Source organism: Pleionea sp. CnH1-48, from assembly GCF_024124665.1.
Taxonomy (GTDB): Bacteria; Pseudomonadota; Gammaproteobacteria; order Enterobacterales; family Kangiellaceae; genus JAMXSB01.
Genome location: NZ_JAMXSB010000009.1, coordinates 66,554 through 89,627, shown reverse-complemented (window position 1 = coordinate 89,627; position 23,074 = coordinate 66,554). Strand labels below are relative to the sequence as shown.

19 protein-coding genes are annotated in these 23,074 nt (G+C 43.0%); 8 read left to right on the top strand and 11 right to left on the bottom strand.

All coding sequences use genetic code 11. The features are described from left to right. Positions 1–105: 105 nt before the first annotated feature. Complete coding sequence (rsmF, locus tag NH399_RS15140) at positions 106–1,527, top strand: 16S rRNA (cytosine(1407)-C(5))-methyltransferase RsmF (RefSeq protein ID WP_253041506.1); 1,422 nt, start codon at positions 106–108, stop codon at positions 1,525–1,527. 113 nt (positions 1,528–1,640) lie between these two features. Further along, positions 1,641–3,887 carry a bifunctional diguanylate cyclase/phosphodiesterase gene (locus NH399_RS15135; protein WP_253041504.1) on the top strand — a complete coding sequence of 749 codons (2,247 nt, stop codon included), beginning with the start codon at positions 1,641–1,643 and terminating at the stop codon, positions 3,885–3,887. A gap of 46 nt (positions 3,888–3,933) precedes the next feature. Here the strand turns inward: NH399_RS15135 and NH399_RS15130 are convergent, their stop codons facing one another. The 3 genes from NH399_RS15130 to NH399_RS15120 are packed head-to-tail and all read right to left on the bottom strand — an operon-like array spanning position 3,934 to position 6,869. Continuing rightward, positions 3,934–4,464, bottom strand: coding sequence for an SRPBCC family protein (locus NH399_RS15130; protein ID WP_253041502.1), 531 nt, complete (start codon positions 4,462–4,464; stop codon positions 3,934–3,936). 21 nt (positions 4,465–4,485) lie between these two features. After that, positions 4,486–5,241: a general secretion pathway protein GspB gene (locus NH399_RS15125; RefSeq protein WP_253041500.1), complete on the bottom strand. Its 756-nt coding sequence runs from the start codon at positions 5,239–5,241 to the stop codon at positions 4,486–4,488. 8 nt (positions 5,242–5,249) lie between these two features. After that, positions 5,250–6,869, bottom strand: a complete 1,620-nt coding sequence (locus NH399_RS15120; protein ID WP_253041498.1) for an ExeA family protein — start codon at positions 6,867–6,869, stop codon at positions 5,250–5,252. A gap of 514 nt (positions 6,870–7,383) precedes the next feature. On the opposite strand from NH399_RS15120, the gene NH399_RS15115 reads away from it, so the two are divergent. Beyond that, complete coding sequence (locus NH399_RS15115) at positions 7,384–8,625, top strand: multifunctional CCA addition/repair protein (protein WP_253041496.1); 1,242 nt, start codon at positions 7,384–7,386, stop codon at positions 8,623–8,625. Then, the gene (locus NH399_RS15110; protein WP_253041494.1) at positions 8,626–10,353 is read left to right on the top strand and encodes a hypothetical protein; all 1,728 of its coding nucleotides are present in this window, start codon (positions 8,626–8,628) and stop codon (positions 10,351–10,353) included. Positions 10,354–10,366: 13 nt separating this feature from the next. Here NH399_RS15110 and NH399_RS15105 read toward each other — a convergent pair whose 3' ends face one another. The 7 genes from NH399_RS15105 to folB all read right to left on the bottom strand — a co-directional run bounded on the left by NH399_RS15105 (position 10,367) and on the right by folB (position 18,221). After that, on the bottom strand, positions 10,367–14,236 hold the full coding sequence (locus NH399_RS15105; protein WP_253041492.1) for an ATP-binding protein: 3,870 nt from the start codon (positions 14,234–14,236) through the stop codon (positions 10,367–10,369). An 84-nt stretch (positions 14,237–14,320) separates the two neighbouring features. Then, positions 14,321–15,130 (bottom strand): undecaprenyl-diphosphate phosphatase, encoded by an 810-nt coding sequence (locus tag NH399_RS15100; RefSeq protein WP_253041490.1) that lies wholly within the window; start codon positions 15,128–15,130, stop codon positions 14,321–14,323. A gap of 33 nt (positions 15,131–15,163) precedes the next feature. Further along, positions 15,164–15,427: a hypothetical protein gene (locus NH399_RS15095; RefSeq protein WP_253041488.1), complete on the bottom strand. Its 264-nt coding sequence runs from the start codon at positions 15,425–15,427 to the stop codon at positions 15,164–15,166. A 1-nt stretch (position 15,428) separates the two neighbouring features. Continuing rightward, complete coding sequence (locus NH399_RS15090) at positions 15,429–16,649, bottom strand: class I SAM-dependent methyltransferase (RefSeq protein WP_253041486.1); 1,221 nt, start codon at positions 16,647–16,649, stop codon at positions 15,429–15,431. Position 16,650: 1 nt separating this feature from the next. Continuing rightward, positions 16,651–17,361, bottom strand: a complete 711-nt coding sequence (locus NH399_RS15085; RefSeq protein ID WP_253041484.1) for an SDR family oxidoreductase — start codon at positions 17,359–17,361, stop codon at positions 16,651–16,653. After that, positions 17,358–17,864 (bottom strand): 2-amino-4-hydroxy-6-hydroxymethyldihydropteridine diphosphokinase, encoded by a 507-nt coding sequence (gene folK, locus NH399_RS15080; RefSeq protein WP_253041482.1) that lies wholly within the window; start codon positions 17,862–17,864, stop codon positions 17,358–17,360. Before folK ends, NH399_RS15085 begins: the two co-directional genes overlap by 4 nt. After that, positions 17,865–18,221, bottom strand: a complete 357-nt coding sequence (gene folB, locus NH399_RS15075) for a dihydroneopterin aldolase (protein WP_253041480.1) — start codon at positions 18,219–18,221, stop codon at positions 17,865–17,867. It abuts the gene before it with no gap. Between the two features lie 337 nt (positions 18,222–18,558). Between folB and plsY the strand changes: the two genes are divergently transcribed. Next, the gene (gene plsY, locus NH399_RS15070; protein WP_253041478.1) at positions 18,559–19,152 is read left to right on the top strand and encodes a glycerol-3-phosphate 1-O-acyltransferase PlsY; all 594 of its coding nucleotides are present in this window, start codon (positions 18,559–18,561) and stop codon (positions 19,150–19,152) included. 31 nt (positions 19,153–19,183) lie between these two features. Here plsY and tsaD read toward each other — a convergent pair whose 3' ends face one another. Next, positions 19,184–20,197 carry a tRNA (adenosine(37)-N6)-threonylcarbamoyltransferase complex transferase subunit TsaD gene (gene tsaD, locus NH399_RS15065; RefSeq protein WP_253041476.1) on the bottom strand — a complete coding sequence of 338 codons (1,014 nt, stop codon included), beginning with the start codon at positions 20,195–20,197 and terminating at the stop codon, positions 19,184–19,186. 365 nt (positions 20,198–20,562) lie between these two features. Between tsaD and rpsU the strand changes: the two genes are divergently transcribed. The 3 genes from rpsU (at position 20,563) to dnaG (ending at position 23,045) form a co-directional block, all read left to right on the top strand. Continuing rightward, positions 20,563–20,778, top strand: a complete 216-nt coding sequence (rpsU, locus tag NH399_RS15060) for a 30S ribosomal protein S21 (RefSeq protein WP_253041474.1) — start codon at positions 20,563–20,565, stop codon at positions 20,776–20,778. Positions 20,779–20,798: 20 nt separating this feature from the next. Continuing rightward, positions 20,799–21,245, top strand: coding sequence for a GatB/YqeY domain-containing protein (locus NH399_RS15055; protein ID WP_253041473.1), 447 nt, complete (start codon positions 20,799–20,801; stop codon positions 21,243–21,245). A gap of 66 nt (positions 21,246–21,311) precedes the next feature. Further along, positions 21,312–23,045 carry a DNA primase gene (dnaG, locus tag NH399_RS15050; RefSeq protein WP_253041472.1) on the top strand — a complete coding sequence of 578 codons (1,734 nt, stop codon included), beginning with the start codon at positions 21,312–21,314 and terminating at the stop codon, positions 23,043–23,045. Positions 23,046–23,074: the final 29 nt, after the last annotated feature.

The following is a 23,074-nucleotide window of genomic DNA, read 5'->3' as shown; positions in this document are numbered from 1 at the left end:
CGAGTGGCTTTTTTATTTGTGCAGAGAAAACAAGGATTCTGCAAAAGTTAGTGATAAAATAGAAACAAGTTTGTATGAAAAAATAATAAGCGCCACTGCTCTCAAATGACAATGACTTCACCTGCATTCATTCAACACATACAATCGCAAGTTGATAACGATTTTGATATGGAAGCCTTTTTAGCGGCTTGTGACCGACCATTAAGAAAAAGTATCCGCGTCAACACACTCAAGATATCCGTCGAAGATTTTAAAACTCGAGCCGAACAACTCGATTGGCAGCTGACTCCCATCCCCTGGTGCAACGAAGGTTTCTGGATTGTACGAAGTAAAGAGCAAGAAGATACTCAATCGCTGGGCAATTTTGTTGAGCACTTACAAGGCCTGTTCTATATCCAAGAGGCCAGTTCAATGTTGCCTCCAGTCGCTCTGATGTCGCAGTGTGATGAACCTCATCTGCTCCTCGATATGGCAGCAGCACCCGGCTCAAAAACCACTCAGCTGGCAGCCTACATGAACAACGAAGGCACGCTGATTGCCAATGAGTTATCTTCCTCACGATTGAAAGCATTACACGCAAACGTACAACGCTGTGGCGTTAAAAATGTATGTCTGACCCACATGGACGGCAGCCTTTTGGGCGACCGACTCAAAGAGACTTTTAGTGCCATCTTATTGGATGCTCCCTGCGGTGGCGAAGGAACCTTAAGAAAAGATCCCAATGCGCTGAATAACTGGAGCTTACAGGCACTGGAAGACATATCTGAGATTCAGAAAAAACTTATCAGCAGTGCTTACGAAGCTCTTGCCCCCGGCGGCACTCTGATTTACTCGACCTGCACCTTATCTCGAGAAGAGAATCAAGATGTATGCGATTACCTGTTAGAACACTATCAAGATATGACAATACAGCCCCTGACAAATTTATTTGCGGGTGCGAATGAGTGTACAACCCCAGAAGGCTATTTGCATGTGTTCCCACACATTTATGATTCCGAAGGCTTCTTTGTTGCGGCCTTTAGAAAACAAGGTGAACTCAGTGCAGATCAATATCAGACTCCGGCTCCCACCAAATGGCCTTACACTCCCATCAGTCGCAAAAACTTCCAACAGGTAACAGAGTACTATCTGAAGCACTTTGGCATCGATTTTTCTGATCAGAAAAATCATTTATGGCAAAAAGACAAAGAAGTCTGGTTATTCCCTGACGCAACCACCCAGATTGCCACCCCCATCAAACTCAACCGCTCAGGCTTCAAGCTGTGTGAACTACATAAACAACAAACACGCAGTAGTCACGATTTTGCCATCGTATTTGGCGGCCACGCCACCTCGAATGTTGCAGAGCTTTCTGCAGAAGACACTCGGGAATACCTCCAAGGTAGAAATCTGGAAAATGCTTTAGAGCAAAATGGTGAGGTAATCGTTCGTTATAAAGATAAGCCTTTAGGGTTAGTTAAAGCGCAAAAAAATAACTTAAAAAACAATTTGTTGCGAAGTCTCGTATCCCACAACCCCATTGCATAAAGAGGCATCTACAATTTATCGCAAATAAAAAGTAACAAAGTATCCCTGTCACCGTCAGTTTAGTAGAAAAACACTATACTTTAGTTACCTTTAACTTTGCCAACGATAAACTGATGCCTCGATATAAAGTCGTCGTAATCTATATTCTTATCGCGCTATCAGGTGCGACGCTCTCCTATTTCATTTATCACTCGGGGCAACAAATCGAAAAAGCCAATAATAACCTGGTTATCTACAGCATCCCCCAGCTGCAAAAAATTTCGCTCATCCGACAAAAGTTTGTTGAACTCGAACGAGTCTTGTACGAGTACTACGCCACAACAGAAAGAGAGACTTATCTCTCCAACTACCACCAAATATCAGGGACTATTGAAACGAATTTAAACTCTCTAGCAGGACTGAACGACCAAACAACACTTAACAAAGTCAAAGAAAACTTTATTCTGTTAAAGCAACTATCCAATCAGATTGACCAAACACTAATGCCAGCTAAAGTAGACTGGGATGAGGCTAGAGATCAACTGAAAGCCGTCACTCATCTGGGTGAAAGAACCATGCCACTGCTCGACAATCTGGTTGCCGATATTAAAAACCATGTTGAGCTCGACAAGCACAAAAGCACCAACACACTTGCCAAGATGTCTTCGCTGGTGTTTATCTTTACATTCGTAACCATCCTGATTTCGATTGCGACAGGAATGCAAATAAGGCAATACCTGCTCGAGGCGAGAGAAAAAAAACGCCTGGCCCTCTTTGTCGAACGCAACCCCAATCCGGTAGCCAGTATGGATTGGAATGGACACTTACATTACAAAAATCCATCTTGGACTCACTATCAACAAAGACTCTCAGAAGCCTCTCTGTTACCCACAGACATTGACGAACACATCACTCGTTCAAAACAAGATTCCATAACACGCCTTACCTGGCTGCATGAAATAGAAGGCTACTGTTTTCTTTGCATACTGTATAAGCAAGAAGATGTCGAAACCTTTACTATCTACCTTGAAGACATCACACAACGAAAACGCACAGAGCAAGAGTTAGAGTACCTGGCTTACCATGACCCATTAACGGGATTGCCTAATCGAAAAAAACTAGAAACAGACTCACAACGAAAGTTGACTCTTTCTGATCAAAAAAATATAGCCATATTATTGATTGGTATTGATCGCTTTAATCAAGTAACGGCTTCTCACGGATTTAAAGTGGGAGACCAAATTATCATTGCGATTATAAAAAAAATGCAAACGGTCATCGAGAGCCTTCATGAACATCCAGTATCCATAACACTCTATCGATTTACTGAAGCTAAGTTTGTTGCTCTACTCGAACCTACAGAAGCTGAAAACACCACGCGCATCACTCATCAATTTGTTCAGTTGCTTCAAAGCGAAATGAATAACTTTATTGCCATCAGTCATGGACACTTTTATTTAAACCTGAGTATTGGAGCCGCCTATGGTGCCGAGGATACTTCCGACTACAATCGCCTCTTGCGCAATGCTGATGCCGCCTACTCTATGGCACAAGGCAATGGAGGCAATCAGTTTCTCACCTACAACCCCAATATGATGGTCAATGAGCAAAAATGGCTCACCATGGAAGTGGACTTACGTTTTGGTTTACATGCAGAAGAATTCTTTTTGGTATATCAACCCAAAATGTGTGCACAACAAGGAACCATGCGCGGAGTAGAAGCGCTGGTACGCTGGCAGCACAATAAGCAGGGCTTTATTTCTCCCGTAGAATTTATTCCTGTTGCAGAAAACAGCGGATTGATTGTGGAGCTAGGAGCCTGGATTTTAGAGACAGCCTGCTACCAAACTCGTAAATGGATTGAATCAGGAGAAAAAGAAATCATTTGCGCCGTGAATATATCGCCTTTGCAGTTTCTCCATCGCAATTTTTTGCAATCGGTAGAAGATATCCTGGCTCGAACAGGATTACCTCCAAAACACCTCGAGCTGGAAATCACAGAAGGCGTCTTGATGAATGATATTGAGCGCTCAGTCACTATCTTAGAAGAACTTCATAGGATAGGCGTAAAACTTTCCATCGATGATTTCGGAACAGGCTATTCATCGTTAGGCTACTTAAAATCCTTTGCTATCGATAAACTAAAAATAGATAAATCCTTTATCGACAATATAACGACCCACAAAGCCGATAAAGCAATCATTAGAACCATTATTGATTTAGCGAAACACCTGGACTTGGTGGTGATAGCAGAAGGGGTAGAATCTCAGTCACAACTCGAATTACTTAGAAGCTATGGCTGTGATGAAATTCAAGGATATTATTACAGTAAGCCTTTAGTCCCAGAAGATTTAGAACACTTTGCGCAAAAGCAAGCTTAGTGGCATTTGCCATAGAACAGCAACTTCAGGCCACTAAGCCTTAATATTATTTTTCAGTTAACGCCTTAAGATTTTTAAGACCCTCTTCAAAATCCGGCCCTAACATATCATCCAAAAACAGAGTGAAGTAGCGGTTCACAATGTTATATCCCATATCACCACTGTCACTCCACTCAATCAAGGTATTGCCATTATCTAATTGAGTAAACGTCATCTTGCCAATAGATGTCATATCCATATCTGGAAAATACAGATTGTACTGAATCATTTTTGCAGGCTCAGCATGGGTGATAGTCATCTCACCAGAACCTTGTGTTTCGCTTTTCCAGCTAGATTTTGCCGTTACACCCTGACTAGCTCCGGAATATTCAACTTTCATGTCAGGATCGCGCTTAAACCATACACCCCATTTTTGCCAAGCTTTTAAATCCGCAACATGTTGATAAACATAATCTGCCGATGATCTCACTTCAATCTGTCGCTTTACTTCATATTGTGGCGAAATAAACAATCCGCCAACACAGATCAAAGCGATGAGCACTACAAAGGCAATAACCAATCTTTTTAAAACGCCCATTATCTATCCTCTTTTTTATTATTAATTCTGGTTAACTTTCTTACGCACAATAAGGATACCGTTGCTAACAATGATGGCATCTTCTTCGATAGCGCTTAGAACCCAGCCATCTGCTAACAGATCGCCATTTTGCTTTAGCTTGCCGGCATAGAAAATAAAGCTCTTACCTGGATTTTCAGAATAAACATGAGCATCGATACGCACCGACGCCATTGAGAGTTTTTGCTGCGCAGATAAATCATCGAAGCTAATAATGTCACCCGCTATTTCTGGTTGTGCAGGCGCTTCTAACTCAACAGGCTCCGACACAGGAGTGGGCGCAGGATCTTTTACCACCTGAGAGCTAACGGTTTTACGAGGCACCACGGCACGTTTAACATTCTGCTGAGGTTTTACCACACTTTTTTCGGCGGCATAAGATTCAAAATAAGGAGATGATGACGAACTCTGAGATTCTTCACTTCGGCTTTCTAGCGTCGGTGGAGTAACAGTACGAGCTTGTTCGTTCGTTTGTGGAGTCTGACTAACGGGCTCAGAACGAACGGGTTCAACAACGGTTGCTGGCTGACTAAACTTATCGATAGCCATAAAAACGACGATAACCAATAACAGGAGCGCAATAACCGTTAACAAAAAATAAAGCGTCTTATCATTGGATGAAAAAGATTCATCTTTAGTAATCACCGACTCATCGATTTCGCTCGCAATGTCATGGCCAAACTCAGAATCTTGAGCCTCATGATTATCTTTATTTAATGCATTTAAAATAATCGACATACGGTAACCTAAATAAGACGGGGAATACCGTCAATCGTTGAGGTATTCAGCTGGATTAATGTATTCATACCCGCAATTCCGTCAGCTTTCAGACCATGTCGTTTCTGAAAATCCATCAAGAGATCTTGCAAATACTCATCAAACAAATCGATATCGTTGATCGACTTATCTTCATAAACAAAGGCAATTCGCTTAGCTAGCCAATTAACATTTTCGCCTCGATCACCTTTTCTTATGGGACGCAAATAATCAGGAGGCGCTTGCCATAAAATAACAAACTGGCGAGTCCACACCGCCAATAACCAATCCAGCTTAACACGACGCTGGCCGGTTGAGGTTTCGATATCGACTTTATCTTCAACAACACCCTGCAAAGTAACCCAACTTACTCGGCCTTGACCATCTTCCAGCTTTAGAACCGCTGGACGATTGTAGCTAGTGATAGCCTGCCAGTCAGAGATCCCGCTTTCGCATAACAAACGATAGTCCGCAACATATCGGCAAAAGTCCCCATCACGAGATTCATCGTAATCTACTGACCAACGTGACGCTAAATAGCTCCGCGCCACATCTTCTGAACGACTAACATCGCTGCCACGCATAATGAGGTCAAAAATATCTTTGCGCGACTCCCACCCTGGTGTTGTCGCCGCTTCTGTTTTTACAGTGTCAGCGTGGTTATCAACATTGACCGCTTCTTGCGAATCGCCACCCGCAAACCAACGCCCTAGAAATACGCCGACAATCAAAGTCACCACAACAGCAACGGGCATTTTCCAAGGTAATGAGACTTTTTTCTTCGGCTCCGTAGCCATGTTTTGCAAATGCAATACTTCGGCGCCTGCAGCCTTCACGCAAGCTTCACTCACCACTCTTTTTTCAGCACTATAGGCAGCCATCATGGCACGATCACAGAGTGTGTTGATTAAACGCGGAACACCTTCCGTCAGCTGAAAAACTTTTCTAACAGATTGTTTTGAAAATAACTTGGAGTGAGAACCTGCAATGCGCAAACGGTGCTGAATATAGACCGCAGTTTCTTGCAAGTTTAATGGTCGTAAATGATAACGAGCGGTAATTCGCTGTGCTAACTGACGCAACTCCTTACGTGCCAATAACTCCTGCAACTCTGGCTGTCCCACCAGAATAATTTGCAGCAACTTCTTTTGATCGGTTTCTAAGTTAGTGAGTAAGCGAATTTGCTCAAGCACTTCAGGAGCCAGATTTTGTGCTTCGTCAATCATCAACACCACGTTAAAGTTCTGTCGATGGCAATCCAGCAAATAATTCGTGAGGTTATCTGTTAACTGTTTGAGAGAATAATTTTTTTCATCATACTCAATCCCCAGCTCATCACATAAAGTGGCCAACAACTCATTGGCGTTCAACATAGGATTAAGAATGAAAGCCAGCTGAGTATTATCGGGCAGCTTACGTAAGATTTGGCGGCAGATGGTCGTTTTACCAGTACCTACCTCCCCCGTCAGCAGAACAAATCCCGCTCCCTGACGAATACCATAAGCCAAATGAGCTAATGCTTCTTTGTGCCGTTGACTCATAAAGAGATAACGCGGGTCCGGTGCAATCGAAAAAGGCAACTCTTTTAACCCAAAAAAACTCTCGTACATGCTCAAAATCCAACTAAAAACTTACTTAAATTATAAAAGGCTTGCCCCTGCATTGACCAGCCAAACAATGAATGATTCCATTCATCAAATAGTTAACGTGCAAGCATACCACTTTCGGTTAGAGAAAACGCCAACCACAGCACTGAATGTCAAAATTAACAAACCTGTGGATAACCTGTGACCAAATACAACAGTTCTAGTTTATGTCGCATTCTCCCGCTCAATGCCATCTCTTATCATCCAACCTCTTAATTTACCCAAAATACTAGAAAGATGACGGGGTTAGCTCTCTCTTAATAACCGGATTCTATTTTATGCCCTCTCAGACTTCACTATAATAGCTAAAGTAGAAGATAACCGCCCTATGGCTGCACGCTCAGAATAGCTACCTTAAGTATTTTAAATGGTGCGCAGGCGGCAAATAATCCCAGGAGCTAGCTCTCACCCAACGAACTGAGAGCTAACGTGGTCACCAACCGTGTAGTTCGAGAGACAACGGGTATAGAGAGATTTCATGGCTGTAGAAGTATTCCTCGTTGGCGGCTCTGTCCGCGATAAGTTACTAGACCGTCCCAGTGAAGATAATGACTGGGTCGTTGTCGGCTCGACGCCAGCAGAACTGCTAGCAGAAGGTTATCAACAGGTTGGCAAAGACTTCCCTGTGTTTCTACATCCAGAAACGAAAGAAGAGTATGCTCTGGCACGTACCGAAAAGAAGCAAGGCCAGGGCTACCAGGGCTTTGAGTGCTACTTTGCGCCCGATGTGACTCTCGAGCAAGATTTGATGCGGCGCGACTTAACCATTAACGCTATTGCACAAAAACACGATGGTGAGCTTGTCGATCCCTACCACGGCATCTCAGATATCAAAAACAAAATTCTCAGACATGTGTCACCGGCTTTTGTCGAAGATCCTCTGCGGGTTCTAAGAGTCGCACGTTTTGCCGCCCGCTATCACACACTGGGATTTACCATTGCGCCAGAGACCTTTGCCCTGATGCAAGAACTTGCTCACTCAGGAGAAATAGAACTCCTCAGTGGTGAACGTCTGTGGAAAGAAACTGTCAGGGCTTTATCGGAGCCCTCGCCTCATATCTACTTTCAGGTGCTTCACGACTGCAATGCCTTGAATTGCTTTTTTCCAGAACTGGAAAAACTCTGGGGCATTCCCAATCCAGAAGAGTGGCATCCAGAAATTGATACCGGCATTCACACCATGATGGTGCTCGAACAAGCCGCCAAACTCTCTGATTCAACCGAGGTACGTTTTGCCGCTCTATGCCATGATTTGGGTAAAGGGCTAACGCCCAAAGAAGAGTGGCCCAGTCATCGAGGCCATGAAAAATCTGGAGTGCCTCTTATTGAAGCTGCCTGCAAACGGCTAAGAATTCCTAAGAAATATCAGCAACTGGCGCAAATCGCTTCGGAATATCATTTGCACCTGCATCGTATTTTCGAAATGGACGCCACCGCCATAGTGACGCTGATGGAGAATACTGGAGCTTACCGTCACCCTCATGTATTCGAGCAATTTATTCTTGCCTGCGAAGCAGATTTTCGCGGCCGAACTGGTTTCGAAAACAAAGACTACCCCCAACGACACTTTTTATTATCAGCATTAGAAGTGAGCGCTCCAGTTTCCGCTCAAGCTTTTATTAAAAAGGGGTTTCAAGGCAAGGCCATTGGCGAGCAAATCAAAAAAGAAAGAATTGCCAAAGTTCAAGAATCTACATCGGTTAACAACAAGAAATCATAAATGACACTGTCTCCGAATCTACAGTTTGTAAAACAACGGATAAACCTGATCAAGCTCACCTTTTACGCGAGCCTGTTCTACTCGACCTTCCTTTATGCCACAAGTCCTTCAGAAAGTGCATTGGCCTATAAGTTAGAACCGATGACTCTACATCAAGGATTGGAAATAGCTCCTTCAACATCACCAGACGGGCGCTACATTCTATATAGTCATATAAACAATACTTCAAAAAATTGGGAAGTGTGGACTTTTGATACCATCAGGAAAAAAAGTTTTCGTTTACTATCAGGGGAGGCCTCTTACTTTCAGCCTGAGTGGTCGTATGATGGCAGCCAAATTACCTATATAAAACATTACCAGAACTCCTGCGGTTACTTTATAGCTGACTTAACTCCTTCTTACGAACAGGTAATTCAGTCGTCTCAATTAATGCCATGCAATGACAATAAAGCCTTTGAGGCATCTTCGTTAAAAGTATCTGAAGATATCGTAATTTTTAATAAAGCCAGCTCAACCAGGAGTCCATTGAGTATTTATCGACTTAATACAAAAAGTGGAGAGATTAAAAGCCTACTAACACCTCCTAATGATGGTAAAGGAGATTACTTTTTTAGTTTATCCCCTGACCAAAAGAAACTGGCCGTATTAAGGAGTCGATACTTTAGAACAACAGAAATATGGATATATGATTTAACAAGTAACACCTTTACACATCTTCACAACAACCCACTTACTTTATCTCGACTATCTTGGTCAAAAGACAGCAAGAAGGTGGTTTTCAGAAGCAATAAACGCACAATTTCTTCACTAAATATCGAGTCACATAAAGTATCTAAAGTACTTACTTTAAAAATTAAATTTAGAGATCCCTTTTTATTTGGAGAGAACTTATCAAGCATGGGAATTTGCTTAATAATGTCATCATTTACTGAAAAAGATATTTACCGAACTTCTTACGATGGAAAAATCACAGAGTCTGTAGAAGCTTCAATAGCATCAGAACAAAATCCTATTGTTAGCCATGATGAGAAGAAAATCATCTGGGTATCTTATAAAGAATCTGGTCGCCAATTATGGCTAAAGGAGAGCAATAATAAAGCCAAAAGGATTTCAAACTTTGCAAAGGATACCTTCATTGAAAATATAAGTCTCAGTGCCGATTCAACCAGACTACTCGGCATTAACTCTAATAAGCTGGTCATTATAGATCTTGACAGTAGTCACTACCTCACTCGCTATATTGATAAGAATAACACTTACTTCCATCGTGTTATATGGAAAAATAAAGATAATGTATTAGCCACCGTCACAGCGAACAATAAAAAAGGCGTGGTTAATATTAATATAAATACACTGGAGTTTACCCATCTGCCTATCGACGATCCCGAAGAGTTAACTTATGATACAAGAACTCAGACTCTTTACTATACCAAAGAGCAAAAGCCCGGCCTATGGACATACTCAATCGATAAACATCAAAATCTGATAGAATTAAACTCAAAAATCAGTAACTTAATCATTAACAGGCGGGAGCTTTACTTTTTAAGTGGCAATGAATTAAAAACGCTAGATTTATCAAGCCTAAAAGTATCAACCGTCCAAAAAAACTTCATGGCAGGAAATTTCTTCCTCAGTCAAAGTAGAAAGTGGATTTATTATCATACGGAGAAGTTTGGAAATCAGTATTTATATAAAGTTTCCAATGATATTTCTCCGAAGCTCAATTAACCGCCTAACTCAACTAACTATCTAACTCATAGATATCAGAAGGCAATACATTATATTTTGCTTTAAAGCACTTAGTAAAATAACTATGAGAAGAAAAGCCAACTTCATAACAAACGATGCTCGCCCCCTCTCCTTCAATCAACTTTAACTTGGCTTTCTCCAGACGATAATTTCTCAAGTACTCGGTAGGGGTAATATCAAATCTTGCCTTAAGCTTTCTATGCAGCTGGCGTTCGCTAACACTCATATTTTGAGCAAGTTGCGCGACTTTAAACTCTACATCGGCATAGAACTTCTCTACCACAGAATCCAGCTCATTAACAAATAAAGCATCTTTTTCTGGAACATTTGATACCGCTCCTGAATCACGCCTCTCATTTTCAATATAACTACTATACTGGTTTTTCAGAATGTTCCGAATAGATATTAGCGCCCTCATCCGCATAACTAGTTCATGTGCACTGAAAGGCTTAGTAATAAAATCATCAGCCATTTCGTCCCAGCCCTTTAATCGACTTTCAAAGTCTGTTTTTGCAGTTAACAAAATGAGCGGAATGTGTGATGTTAATCTATTATTTCGAATGTCTTCTAATAATGAAAATCCGTCTTTTTTTGGCATCATGATATCTGAGACGATAATATCTGGAACATGAGCAAGTGCTAGCTCAATACCCTGAGCTCCATCTTCGGCTGATAAAATTGAAAAGTCTTCAGATACAGAGTCGCAAATAAGTTCTCTGAGGTGGATGTTATCTTCGACAATAAGGGCAATAGGTTTGGAATCATCGTAATCAACAGGCTCTACCAGCCTAAGCTCATCACAGTGAGCTTGTTGAACAGGATAAGCAGCCTTATCAATTACACTGACCTTAAATTGACTTTCAATCTCTTTCTCAGACGAAACAGAGGCAGCAGGAAGTTTTACTAAAAACTCACTACCCTTGCCATAATGACTCCTCACAACTATTTTTCCGTTATTCTTCTTTACCAACTCACTAACAAGCGATAGCCCGATCCCATTGCCATCAATAGATGAAATGTCAGGCGATCGATATAGTGGTTCAAATATTTTATCCAGTTCTCCCTCTTTTATCCCCACACCGCCATCTTTTACTGAAAGCAATATATTTTCGCTATCAGCCGATAGTTCAACACTTATCCAACCATCTGAGACATTATACTTCACAGCATTAGTAAGCAAGTTAGATAGAATTTTTTCATAGTCTCCGTAGGCAACTTTCGAAACGACGCTACTATCGATATGGATATTATCTCTTAAACCTGAAGAGATAATGAGTTCTTTAAAAGAATATACAATGGCTTTTGTTGCTGCGGAAAGATCGATGGTGACCTGACTAGTTTCGTTTCTAATACCACTGACAGAAAACTCCAATAACTCTTCTACCAGATTAAGTAAATGCCGAGCATTAGCTTTTAACTGCTGCGAAACTTTCGAGTGTTGAGAGTCTATTTTTTCAGCATTAGCCATAATTAGAGTAATAGGCGTTCTAAATTCATGTGACACCCCTGTAAAAAGACGTTCCTTTTGTTTTAACAAACTAGAGACTTCTCGAGTTCGCTCTTCGACTTTTCTTTTTAGCAACTCTCGATGATAGTGACTTCTTAAAACATAGATGCCAATGAATACAATAGCCATGATCATATAAAGAAAAATAGCCAGCTTACTTTTCCAAAAGGGTGGTTTGACGAAAATTCTCAAGCTACGTTCACTTCCCCACACGCCATCATTATTGGATGACGAATAAGTCAATGTATATTCACCAGTAGAAATGCTAGCCAGATTAAACTCTTGCTCTTTTCCTTTATAAATATTTCCTTTCCCACTCAATACCCATAGCCATTGATTTTTGTCAGGAGATACCAAGCTGCTATTTCTTGCTTCAATACGCAGATGATCATCTTCATTCAGGTATAATGAGTCATTAACAATATTAACAGAGGAGCGATTAACACGGGCCTGAATCAAATAAGTTGTTGGCGCCTTTTTATTCTCTTTGATACTTCTAACGTTAATTGTTGCAATACTATTTTTAGCGCTGAAAAATAGCTGACGATTATCTTTATCATAGTAACAAAAATCGCCAGTTAAACCTGACTCAGGTAAACCATCATCTTGATTATACTCGGTTAGTTTATTATGTTTTGGTAACCATCGCCATAATAAGCCAGCCCGATCAAAGAGCCATAGAACGTCATTAGACTGCTCTACAATACATTCTACACTCGCCACAGGAGAGTTAAGTAACTCGAGATGGTTAAGGCCAGCTTCTTTATCAGCTCTACCAAGTGAAATATCATTATCATTATGGAACAAGACTACACGTCCCTGCTCATACTTCACTTTCCTTAATTCTTTAAATGGCGGCTTCTGCTCCAGAACTGGAGAAAGCTCCAAGCTTTCTGTTTCTATCCTAGCCTCTCTCATTGCATCAGCATAAATTCGGATTCCTTTATTATTTGCATCAGGAGTAATGCTAAGGAAGTTAGCAGAAAGGTAACTTTCAAAACCAGCCCCCTGGTATGCTTTAAATTCAACGCTACTATTCTCAATAAAAAGAATGTTACTGTTTCTGGCTCCAGACAATCCAATCCAGACTCTTGACTGCTTGTCTTCTACTACAGAAGTCGGTTTTAACCCACTTTTTTTAGTAGAGACAATAGGGACCTGTCTGGTTATACTTCCAGTTTGAGGATCAATCCAAGTTACAGAATGCTCCGATACGCCAATAATATTTTCGACTCCTTTATATAAAAGGATAAATCGACGCTGCTCCAGTATTTTTGAAAATGCGCTTTTACCATCCCACACGTATAGCCCTTTCGATGTTGCTATCCAAAACTGCTCCTTCACTCTTAGAACATCTTCAATGTAAAGCTTTTCATCCGATAATAATAAATTTGTAAACTTATTCGCACTGGGAGCATACCGATAAATTCCCCCTTCACTTTTACTTGCCCATAGTGTGCCCTCGTTATCTAAAAAGAGTTTGGAAAAACCACCGTCACCAATATCTACAGGAATATTAGTGTCCGAAGACATTTGCCACAAAGTTTCATTAGATGAGAACCACAATTGCCCTTCCAAACTAGCACTCCCTCTAACATTCTCGGCATAAATTTGAGAAACCTGTTTATCCGTAACGGAGCGTAGCCATAAACCACTATCTGAAGATAGCCAAATGCCTCGACTGTCCTGAGTGCATTGATGAACCAACCCTAACTGTATATAACTATCAATTTCTATTTCATTTGTATCAGAGGTTATAGAAACAATCACTCCATTTCCAGTTACAACCAATAAGCGATTGCCATCCTTGAGGATACATTGACCATCTTCTAATGGAAGGTGAAGTTCTCTTTCTACAACACTATCAAAAGCAACATACTCAAACGAGTTACGAGAGTGAAAATAGCGAAGGACGCCTTTAGAAGTTCCAATCCATAAGATATTTTGATTATCGACAAAGAATGATAGTAACTCTCCAGTATCAAAGTCAGGAGAAACATTTGCCAGAGAGGCCGTTTCCTTAGAATAAGTGATGAGCTGGTTACTTGCCGCAATCCATAGCTTATCTTTAAACTCGACGATGGCGTTCACTCGCGTGATGCTGAACTCCTGCTCAGGATCACCAGGGTTAAGTCTTTCGACGTTCTTACCATCAAATGTTAAGACTCCGTATTCACTACCCAGCCAAAGTAATCCATCTGAATCCTGATAAAAAACCGTTATGCTTTCTTTTTCAGATAGGCCTTTATGAATGAAAAGCTCGGGGCTCCTTAATATCGAGCCGTCACTTGAAAAAACAGAACAAGATATAAGAAGTAAGAGTAGTGCGACCTCTTTCCTAATCGAAAGTATCAACGCGTTTTACTCTCCTTAACTTAAGTTGCCTAAATTATAGCTCTAATCTTTATTTCTAGCAGTCTCACAAGCCAACAGTCAAGCTCATCCCCAAATAATCAATCCAATCAACACAGCTCCCATTGCCAGCCGATACCAGACAAACGGCATCATGCCGATGCGATCAATCAGTTTTAGAAATAGATGAATACAGGCAAACGCACTGACGGCAGCAATGCCGAACCCTGCCAGCATGGCTCCCCATTTTACTGGTTCAGCCTGTGTGACTAACTTAAGACTTGTTAGTCCACCGGACAGGATAATGACCGGGATAGATAACAAGAAAGAAAATCTTGCCGCAGCTTGACGTGTAAGCCCCAGCCACAATCCCGCCATGATGGTGGCACCGCTGCGACTGGTTCCGGGGATCAAAGCAAATGCCTGACAACAGCCAACAACAGCAACATCTTTCCAGGTCATCTGATATTCGTTACGCTCGCGCTTTACTCGTTTTTCGACATAAGCCAATAACAGAGCAAAAATAATGGTGGTCGCAGCAATCACCGGAAGATTTCTTAAATAAAGATCAACAATATCAAAAACACTAAAAGCAAGACCAACCAATCCTACCGGTACCGTTCCCCAAATGACGGCCCATGCCAGGCGGGCATCTTGCTCCATGTCTTTTTTAAATCCAGAGCGAAAAAACGCCGCAATCATACTGCCCACTTCTTCTCGAAAATACACCAGAACGGCAGTCAGGGTTCCCACATGAACGGCAACATCAAAGGCATGGCCTTGATCTTTCCATCCCAATATTTGCGCAGGCAAAATCAGGTGAGCGCTGCTCGAAATCGGTAAAAACTCAGTAAGCCCCTGGATCAGAGCGAGAAGGATAATTTGTAACCAGTCCATTGTTGCCTCAAATATCAGTCTGGAAATAAAAATTTAACGAAGGGTCACGTAATAAATGCTGTACAGAATCGCCTCTGTAAACATAATCACCCAAAAATAGATGCCGAACCCAAAAATGTGCCCATGTACACTCTCGATACGAGGATTGCGTTTAGCCAGAATAATAGCGCCAATCGTAGCGATTACTAAGGCACCCAAACCATGGGTTTTCCAATCGAGAGGTTCAACCGCCCAAACCGTCTGAGGGATGGCCCAAAGCACCAATACAACCAATAAGGAATTAAGCACCTTTGTCATGTTACAACCTCGACTCTAATGTATCAGGGACAGATGGCCGAGCATTCTCGCTGATGTTTTTAACAAAGGCAATGACTTTCACACTCTCACCCATTTCTGATGGCAACAACAGTTTTTGTAAACTCTGAGAACGCTCAACACGCTGCACAAGTGATGACTCCTCGGCCATATTCAAATGGGTACCATTACTTAATAAATATTCGGCTTGAGAACAGTAACCCGTTAACTCCCACCCTAAAGATTCGGCCATGCCACATAACTCAGAAAAGTTAACGTGAGTCGTGATGTCCTGCAATCCCACTAGCTGTTCAAAATGAACATGACGACGATGGCGATAGAAACACTGAACGCTGCCATCGATCCGCTGTGGATGAAATAGCTCATCCGCCGCATAACCATAATCCAACAGTACAATAGCCCCTGTTGACAAGGTTTGCGACAGGGTCGCCAACCACCCACTACGCCAGGGCGATGCCTCAAAAACAACCTGCTCAGTTTTAGGCAGTTTATCCCTATGCTGCATTAACCATTGTTCTAGCTCGTCAGATAAACGAGAACTCCAAATTGTTTGCCATCCTTCTTTACTCCAACGTATTTTCTGCTCTTGAGCCTCACCCTCAACCCACTTAAAACGATGGGACGGAATGGCATCGAGAACCTCATTACCCAGTACGCATCCGCTAAACTCTTTGGCAGGCGGTGCAGATAGCCACTGAACAATATCCGGGTCATAAACTCCCGCTTTCGTTAAAGTTTCCTGTTGGAGTGCGCGTAAGGGCGCTGAGACTTCAATAATAAAATAGTGTTTTAGTGGAAAATCTATCGACTTTAAATACAGCAATATTTGAGCGGCCAGTTGACCAGAGCCTGCTCCAAACTCATAAATGCATTCATCGACATGTGGCAATACAGGCAACAGACTACTTGCCACAAACTGACCAAACATCGAAGAAATTTCTGGCGCGGTAACAAAATCCCCCAGCTCACCAAATGGCAGTTGACCGTTAACGTAATATCCCAGCTCGGACGTATAAAGTGCCCGATGAACAAACTCAGCAAAACTTAACGCCTGCTCATCACTGGCTTGCGCAGCGGTGATCATTTGTAAGCATAACTGATAGCTGGTTGCCAGTTGGCTTTCTGACGGCAAAGGTAAATCACCAAGGGAATAACACTGATTGCGGACTAACTGACAATAGTCTTCAAAACATGGGCGATGCATCTTATAAAAATTCTCCGCCATCGAGCTTAATAATTTGTCCGGTTAAAAAAGGTTGAGACAACAAATATAAAACCGAACTTTGTACCATGGATAAATCACCCACACGGTTTAAAGGAATGCTCTCTTTTAAACGCTCAAGATGGCTTTGCGGTTTTCCTGGTGGTGGCAAAATCGCACCCAGAGCCAAAGCATTGACCTGAATGTCTGGCGCGAGCTCTCGCGCCAGATTGAGTGTGGCATCGTGCAACACACCTTTTGCCATTCGATACACAAAGTGGTCACCCATAGGACGATTTAAACGAGCATCTAAAATATTAATGATATGCCCACCTTGGTTCTGCAACGCAAACTGTCGGCTCAAAGACAAAGGCGCATAAGCATTAATGTTCATAATGCTTTGCCAGTGAGTAGGCAAATGCTGCCAATCATCACCTTCAGGAAAAACCGCTGCCGAATTCACTAACACATCAGGAGATCGAAAAGACTCCGGCAACAAAGAAAAAAGCTGATCGGTACTTTCAGGAGAACTCAAGTCACATTGAACACAACAATGCTCGTATTGCTGCTCTGTCATCCATTGCGATAACTCCTTTGCAGGCGTCTCTGAATGCCCATAATGAATAATGACGCGATAGCCACTTTCGGCCAAGGCTTCCACAATCGCGCGTCCAATTCGAATAGCGCCGCCCGTTACCAATGCTGTTTTTTTCATTGCTTATATGGGCTCATGTCGATAGGGTCTTCGATTTTTTTAAGCGGCTGGCTGTGTTGATCAAATGCCTGCCACAACTTAGATAGAGAAACACCTTGTTCGGGATGGATCCAGTCGGGAGCCAGCTCGTAAAAAGGCAACAACACGAAAGCGTTGTGTAAAATTTCGGCGCGAGGTAACGCCACAGGCTCAGCATAAATCTTGTCGCCATAATTAAGCAGATCAATATCGATGGTTCGTGCACTGAACTTAGCGGCATGGCGATCACGACCACCTTCCAATTCGATGGCCTTAAACTCAGTATTGAGGTCAGCAATAGAGTCAGTGGTTTTAAATCCTACCACCATGTTGTAGAAGTCATCCCCCACAAATCCAACGGCTTCGCTTTCATATACAGACGAAAGCTGCAACGACCCCCATCGACCATACAAAGCATCCAGAGCAAACTTTAGATGTTTACGTCGTTCAATATTGGTACCAATGCTGATGAATACCCTTTCCACTTAACTCGCTTCGCCTCGTTCAATCATGACACCCACAGCATCAGAGCCACTCACTGCAGCAGGCTTACTTAATTTGAGTTTTACTTTTTTAACACCAAATTCTTTTATAATTATTTCAGCCACACGTTCAGCCATGGTTTCTACCAGCTGAAAATCACTGTTTTCAACAAAACTGATGATACGCTTTGCAACGGCTTTGTAATCTAAAGCTTCGTCAATCGTATCGGTCGCAGCAGCAGGTCGGATGTCCGTCGACATTTCGATATCAAACGCTACTTTTTGCTTAATTTTGCGTTCCCAACCATAAATACCAATCACCGTTTCTATGACCAGGTTTTCAATAAATACTACATCCATAAACTTTTACACCCATTTCTTTACCCAAAGTATTTCAAGATACAGGTAGGCGGCCAGCAAGCGAATCCCCTGAACTTAGATAGACTAAGTGATTGGGGTGAGTGCGCGCAGCCAACATCGCTGCATCTTGAAAGGCGACGGGTATATTTGTTTTTTTGTCAGTCAACCTATCTAAGTTAATCGAGCTTATCGATTGTTGAGTTTTATTCTACAGTGAGAATTTGCCTCTTGCTTTCGTTAATACAGATCTGCATCATGTACTGATATTCAAAGCGCCGTTAATGCTCCATTATAACGAGGTCGCAACATTGCGACACCCACAATAGCAGCGAAACCAATGGAAACCTCATTTATTGCCATTATTTTTCTATCTTACCTTTTAGGTTCGATATCAAGCGCCATACTCGTATGTCGCTTATCTGGCTATGGTGATCCGCGCGATACAGGATCAGGGAATCCTGGCGCTACTAATGTTCTTCGCATTGGGGGCAAAAAGGCGGCATTGTTAACCTTGCTGGGAGACATGCTTAAAGGTGTCATTCCGGTGGCCGCACTGTTAGCTATGAACTACCCAGTCACGACAGCCGCAGCGGCTGGCCTGGCAGCTTTCATCGGGCATTTATTTCCGGTTTATTTTCATTTTAAAGGTGGCAAAGGTGTTGCCACCTTTTTTGGTGTACTGCTAGCCCTTAACTTTAAATTGGGACTGCTCGCCACAGGCATTTGGTTGATTTGTGCCTTCACCTTCAAGATATCCTCTTTGTCGGCACTGATAACAGCCTTTGTTATTCCGATGTTTTCCTGGTTCTTCTTCCCACAGCAATTTCCTTATTTGGTGACTATGTGCGCTTTGCTGATTATTCGCCACCACAGCAATATTCGAAAACTGCTGTCCGGTGACGAATCTAGCATAGGTAATAAAGCATCCTGAAACAGCAGACTTGTTTCTATAGGTAAGCGTTTTATACAGGCTCTAACTCACTGATCGGCCAACGAGGTCTTGCCTGAATCCCCATTCCATCTTCGGCACCAGCTTGTAGACGACAAAATCCAGCGTAAGCAATCATAGCGCCATTATCCGTGCAATAGGCCGGACGAGGATAGAACACTTCTCCTCCAATTTTCGTCATGTACTTGCCTAACTCTTCTCTAAGCAGTTTGTTAGCACTTACACCACCCGCTATCACTAAACGTTTATGCCCTGTTTCTTTCAATGCTCGACGACACTTTATCAACAGGGTATCCACAACGGCTTCCTGAAACGCGTAAGCAATATCAGCCAAGGTTTGTTCATCGTCATCGTTGTCGCGCAAGGTATTCGCAGCAAAAGTCTTTAGCCCACTGAAACTGAAATCCAGACCGGGTCGATCAGTCATCGGCCGCGGAAAGCGAAATCTTCCAGCAGAGCCTTTTTCTGCCAATGCAGCCAACTGTGGCCCGCCAGGGTAGCCCAGCCCCATAATTTTGGCTGTTTTATCGAAAGCTTCTCCGGCAGCATCATCAATAGACTCACCCAGGATCTCGTATTCGCCTAATGCTTTGACATCAACCAGCAGGGTATGGCCGCCAGATACCAACAAAGCAACAAAAGGAAACTCAGGACGATTATCTTCTAACATAGGCGCCAGTAGATGGCCTTCCATGTGGTGGACACCAATGGCTTTGCACCCCCAACTAAAAGCCAGGCTACGGCCCAGTGTGGCACCCACCAACAAAGCACCAACCAACCCCGGCCCTTGGGTAAAAGCCACACCATCAATATCGGTAGCTTCCAGTTGAGCCTCGTTCATCACCTGCCTGACTAACAATGCCGTTTTGCGGATGTGGTCCCGTGAAGCCAGCTCTGGCACCACACCGCCATACTCAGCATGCAGTTCAATCTGGCTATAAAGTGCCTGTGCAATCACTCCCTCTTCTGAATCATAAATCGCAATACCTGTTTCATCACAAGAGGTTTCGATACCTAATACTTTCATAACTTAAGGGGAGTTCCAGTTAATAAGACGTTCTACCTAATGATACCTCCCTTAACCAGTGACATCTATCCCCATCGCCTTTCAAGGTGCAGCGGTGCTGGCTGCGCGCGCTCCCCCCAATCACTTAGTCTATCTAAGCTCCGGGGATTAGCTTGCTGGCCGCCTAACTGAACCTTGAAGCACTTTGGGAACAGCAACCCGCTCTTACGACAGACTTCCTATCGCAAAAGACTAAAAACCGCTAAAATCTGGTTAAAGTTTTTGCAATCAACCCCAAAAAGCATTAAGATCCACGCCCTCCGAGAGGAGGACCAATTTTTGGTCAATCATTTTTTTAATTAAACTATTTAAGGTGGTGATTTTTCATGCCAAGCGTTAAGGTAAAGGAAAACGAGCCGTTTGATGTGGCTCTGCGTCGTTTTAAGCGTTCTTGTGAGAAAGCCGGTATTCTGGCCGAAGTTCGTCGTCGTGAACATTACGAAAAGCCAACTTCAGTTCGCAAACGTAAAAAAGCCGCAGCAGTTAAGCGTCACTTGAAAAAGATGTCGCGTGAAAACCTCAAACGTACCCGTTTGTACTAATTAAGGTACCTTAAGCTGATATGGCCGCATTACTTGATACCATCAAAAATGCGATGAAAGATGCGATGCGTGCCAAGGAGAAAGATCGCCTTGGCACCATTCGAATGCTTCTCGCAGCCGTGAAACAATACGAAGTTGATAACCGTGAAGAAGCCGACGATGCAACCGTGCTGGCTATTCTTGATAAAGCGGTTAAGCAACGCAGAGAATCTCTAAAGCAGTATGAAGAAGCTGGTCGCGACGATCTGGCTGCTGTCGAAAAGGCAGAAATTGCTGTTTTACAAGACTTCCTTCCCGAAGCGCTCACCGAAGAAGAAATCAACTCTGCTATCGAAGCAGCCGTTGCTCAAACCGGTGCAGAAAGCATGAAAGACATGGGAAAAGTCATGGGTGTTCTAAAACCCCAGATGCAGGGTCGCGCAGACATGGGCGCGGTAAGCAAGCTGATCAAAGCTCGCTTGTCATAAGCCAGTAGCCCGGCTCTCACTCAGTGATGAGTGAATGATTTACATAAATTACCATTCCGGGTTTTTATGGCAGGAAGAATTCCCAAAAGCTTTATTGACGATGTGCTCGACAAAACCGATATTGTCGAGCTTATCGATCAGCGAGTGCAACTCAAAAAAGCAGGTCGAAATTACCAAGCCTGTTGCCCTTTTCATAACGAAAAAACCCCTTCCTTTTCAGTCAGTCCAGAAAAACAGTTCTACTATTGCTTTGGCTGTGGTGCCACCGGTAACGCCATTACCTTTGTGATGGAATATGACCGACTGGAATTTGTCGATGCTATCGAAGATTTGGCACACAATCTGGGCATGGACGTGCCACGAGAAGCTCAGGAACAACCGCAACGCCAGTGGTCTCATGATCTTTATGAACTCATGTCACGAGCTGCTGTTTTTTATCAACAACAGTTACGCAAACCAGGACACGAACGCGCCATTGAGTATTTGAAGAACCGAGGTTTGAGTGGCGAAATCGCCAAAGACTTTAAACTCGGTTTTGTGCCAGACGAATGGCACAGCCTGTCTCAGCTTTTCGGGCAACAGCCCTCAATGAACAAAGCTCTGGTCGATTGTGGACTGCTGATACAAAAAGAAAACAATCATTATGATCGCTTTCGTGATCGTATTATGTTCCCCATTCGAGATCGCCGTGGCCGTGTCATTGCCTTTGGTGGCCGAGTGTTGGATAAAGGCGAGCCCAAATACCTCAACTCACCCGAGACTGAGATTTTCCATAAAGGGCAAGAACTTTACGGTCTCTATGAAGTTCGACAAGCCAATCGCAAAGTCGAATGGATAACCGTGGTTGAGGGCTATATGGATGTTGTGTCTCTAGCCCAGTTTGGTATTCGGAATGCCGTCGCAACCTTAGGTACTGCCACCAGCAGCGCTCACATTCACCAACTGTTCCGAGTATGCCCCAAAATCATCTTTTGTTTTGATGGTGATAGAGCGGGACGTGACGCTGCATTGAGAGCGCTCAATCAAAGCCTCAATCATATTCGCGACAATCGCGAAATTCGCTTTATGTTTTTACCTGATGGTGAAGATCCTGATACACAGGTGCGAAAAATAGGCGCAGATGCTTTTAGTCAGCAGCTACAAAAAGCACCAACGTTGTTCGAATTTTTATTTGAACATCTGAAATCGCAAGTGGATCTCAACACCTTTGAAGGGCCTGGCAAACTGGCCAATATCGCCAAGCCCTTTGTGAATCAAATTGAAGATCCCATTCATCGTGAACGATTTCTGGCCAGCTTGTCTAAAGATGTAGGGTTAAGTGAACAAAAGCTGACCCAATTGCTCGATGAACACCAGCCGCAAACTCCGGCACCTGCTCCTGCTGCGCAAAAAGCCTCTTCGATGAGTCAGCTAACCCCGGTTCGTAAGATCATCAAAGTATTGCTGCACAAAGGCTCTTATGTCGAAACCATTGACGACTATGACTGGCTGCCTAAATCCAGAGTGGCAGGTAAAGATCTTTTGTATCAAATGCTTGAAATTTTGCGCAACAACCCCCACATGTCGACAGGAGCTCTTATTGAGCATTGGCGCGGAACACAATATGAACCGCATTTGAACAAACTCATCAATGACACACCGGTGATTCCGATTGAGGAAATGGCGCAAGAAATACCAGCCATCATGGTGAAGTTAAAAGAAGAGACGCTTGTTCAACGAAGAGAGGAACTGGTAGCACGTGATCGCACCGGGCCTCCATTGACACCGGAAGAAAGAAAAGAGCTGAGAAGTTTGTATTAAAGGCAAAATCCAGCTCAGCAAATTTGCCT

Excerpts from the sequence above, each read along its gene's own strand:
- rsmF (WP_253041506.1), top strand. The coding sequence starts at position 106 with ATGACAATGACTTCACCTGCATTCATTCAACACATACAATCGCAAGTT.
- NH399_RS15135 (WP_253041504.1), top strand. The coding sequence starts at position 1,641 with ATGCCTCGATATAAAGTCGTCGTAATCTATATTCTTATCGCGCTATCA.
- NH399_RS15130 (WP_253041502.1), bottom strand. The coding sequence starts at position 4,464 with ATGGGCGTTTTAAAAAGATTGGTTATTGCCTTTGTAGTGCTCATCGCT.
- NH399_RS15125 (WP_253041500.1), bottom strand. The coding sequence starts at position 5,241 with ATGTCGATTATTTTAAATGCATTAAATAAAGATAATCATGAGGCTCAA.
- NH399_RS15120 (WP_253041498.1), bottom strand. The coding sequence starts at position 6,869 with ATGTACGAGAGTTTTTTTGGGTTAAAAGAGTTGCCTTTTTCGATTGCA.
- NH399_RS15115 (WP_253041496.1), top strand. The coding sequence starts at position 7,384 with ATGGCTGTAGAAGTATTCCTCGTTGGCGGCTCTGTCCGCGATAAGTTA.
- NH399_RS15110 (WP_253041494.1), top strand. The coding sequence starts at position 8,626 with ATGACACTGTCTCCGAATCTACAGTTTGTAAAACAACGGATAAACCTG.
- NH399_RS15100 (WP_253041490.1), bottom strand. The coding sequence starts at position 15,130 with ATGGACTGGTTACAAATTATCCTTCTCGCTCTGATCCAGGGGCTTACT.
- NH399_RS15095 (WP_253041488.1), bottom strand. The coding sequence starts at position 15,427 with ATGACAAAGGTGCTTAATTCCTTATTGGTTGTATTGGTGCTTTGGGCC.
- NH399_RS15090 (WP_253041486.1), bottom strand. The coding sequence starts at position 16,649 with ATGCATCGCCCATGTTTTGAAGACTATTGTCAGTTAGTCCGCAATCAG.
- NH399_RS15085 (WP_253041484.1), bottom strand. The coding sequence starts at position 17,361 with ATGAAAAAAACAGCATTGGTAACGGGCGGCGCTATTCGAATTGGACGC.
- folB (WP_253041480.1), bottom strand. The coding sequence starts at position 18,221 with ATGGATGTAGTATTTATTGAAAACCTGGTCATAGAAACGGTGATTGGT.
- plsY (WP_253041478.1), top strand. The coding sequence starts at position 18,559 with ATGGAAACCTCATTTATTGCCATTATTTTTCTATCTTACCTTTTAGGT.
- tsaD (WP_253041476.1), bottom strand. The coding sequence starts at position 20,197 with ATGAAAGTATTAGGTATCGAAACCTCTTGTGATGAAACAGGTATTGCG.
- rpsU (WP_253041474.1), top strand. The coding sequence starts at position 20,563 with ATGCCAAGCGTTAAGGTAAAGGAAAACGAGCCGTTTGATGTGGCTCTG.
- NH399_RS15055 (WP_253041473.1), top strand. The coding sequence starts at position 20,799 with ATGGCCGCATTACTTGATACCATCAAAAATGCGATGAAAGATGCGATG.
- dnaG (WP_253041472.1), top strand. The coding sequence starts at position 21,312 with ATGGCAGGAAGAATTCCCAAAAGCTTTATTGACGATGTGCTCGACAAA.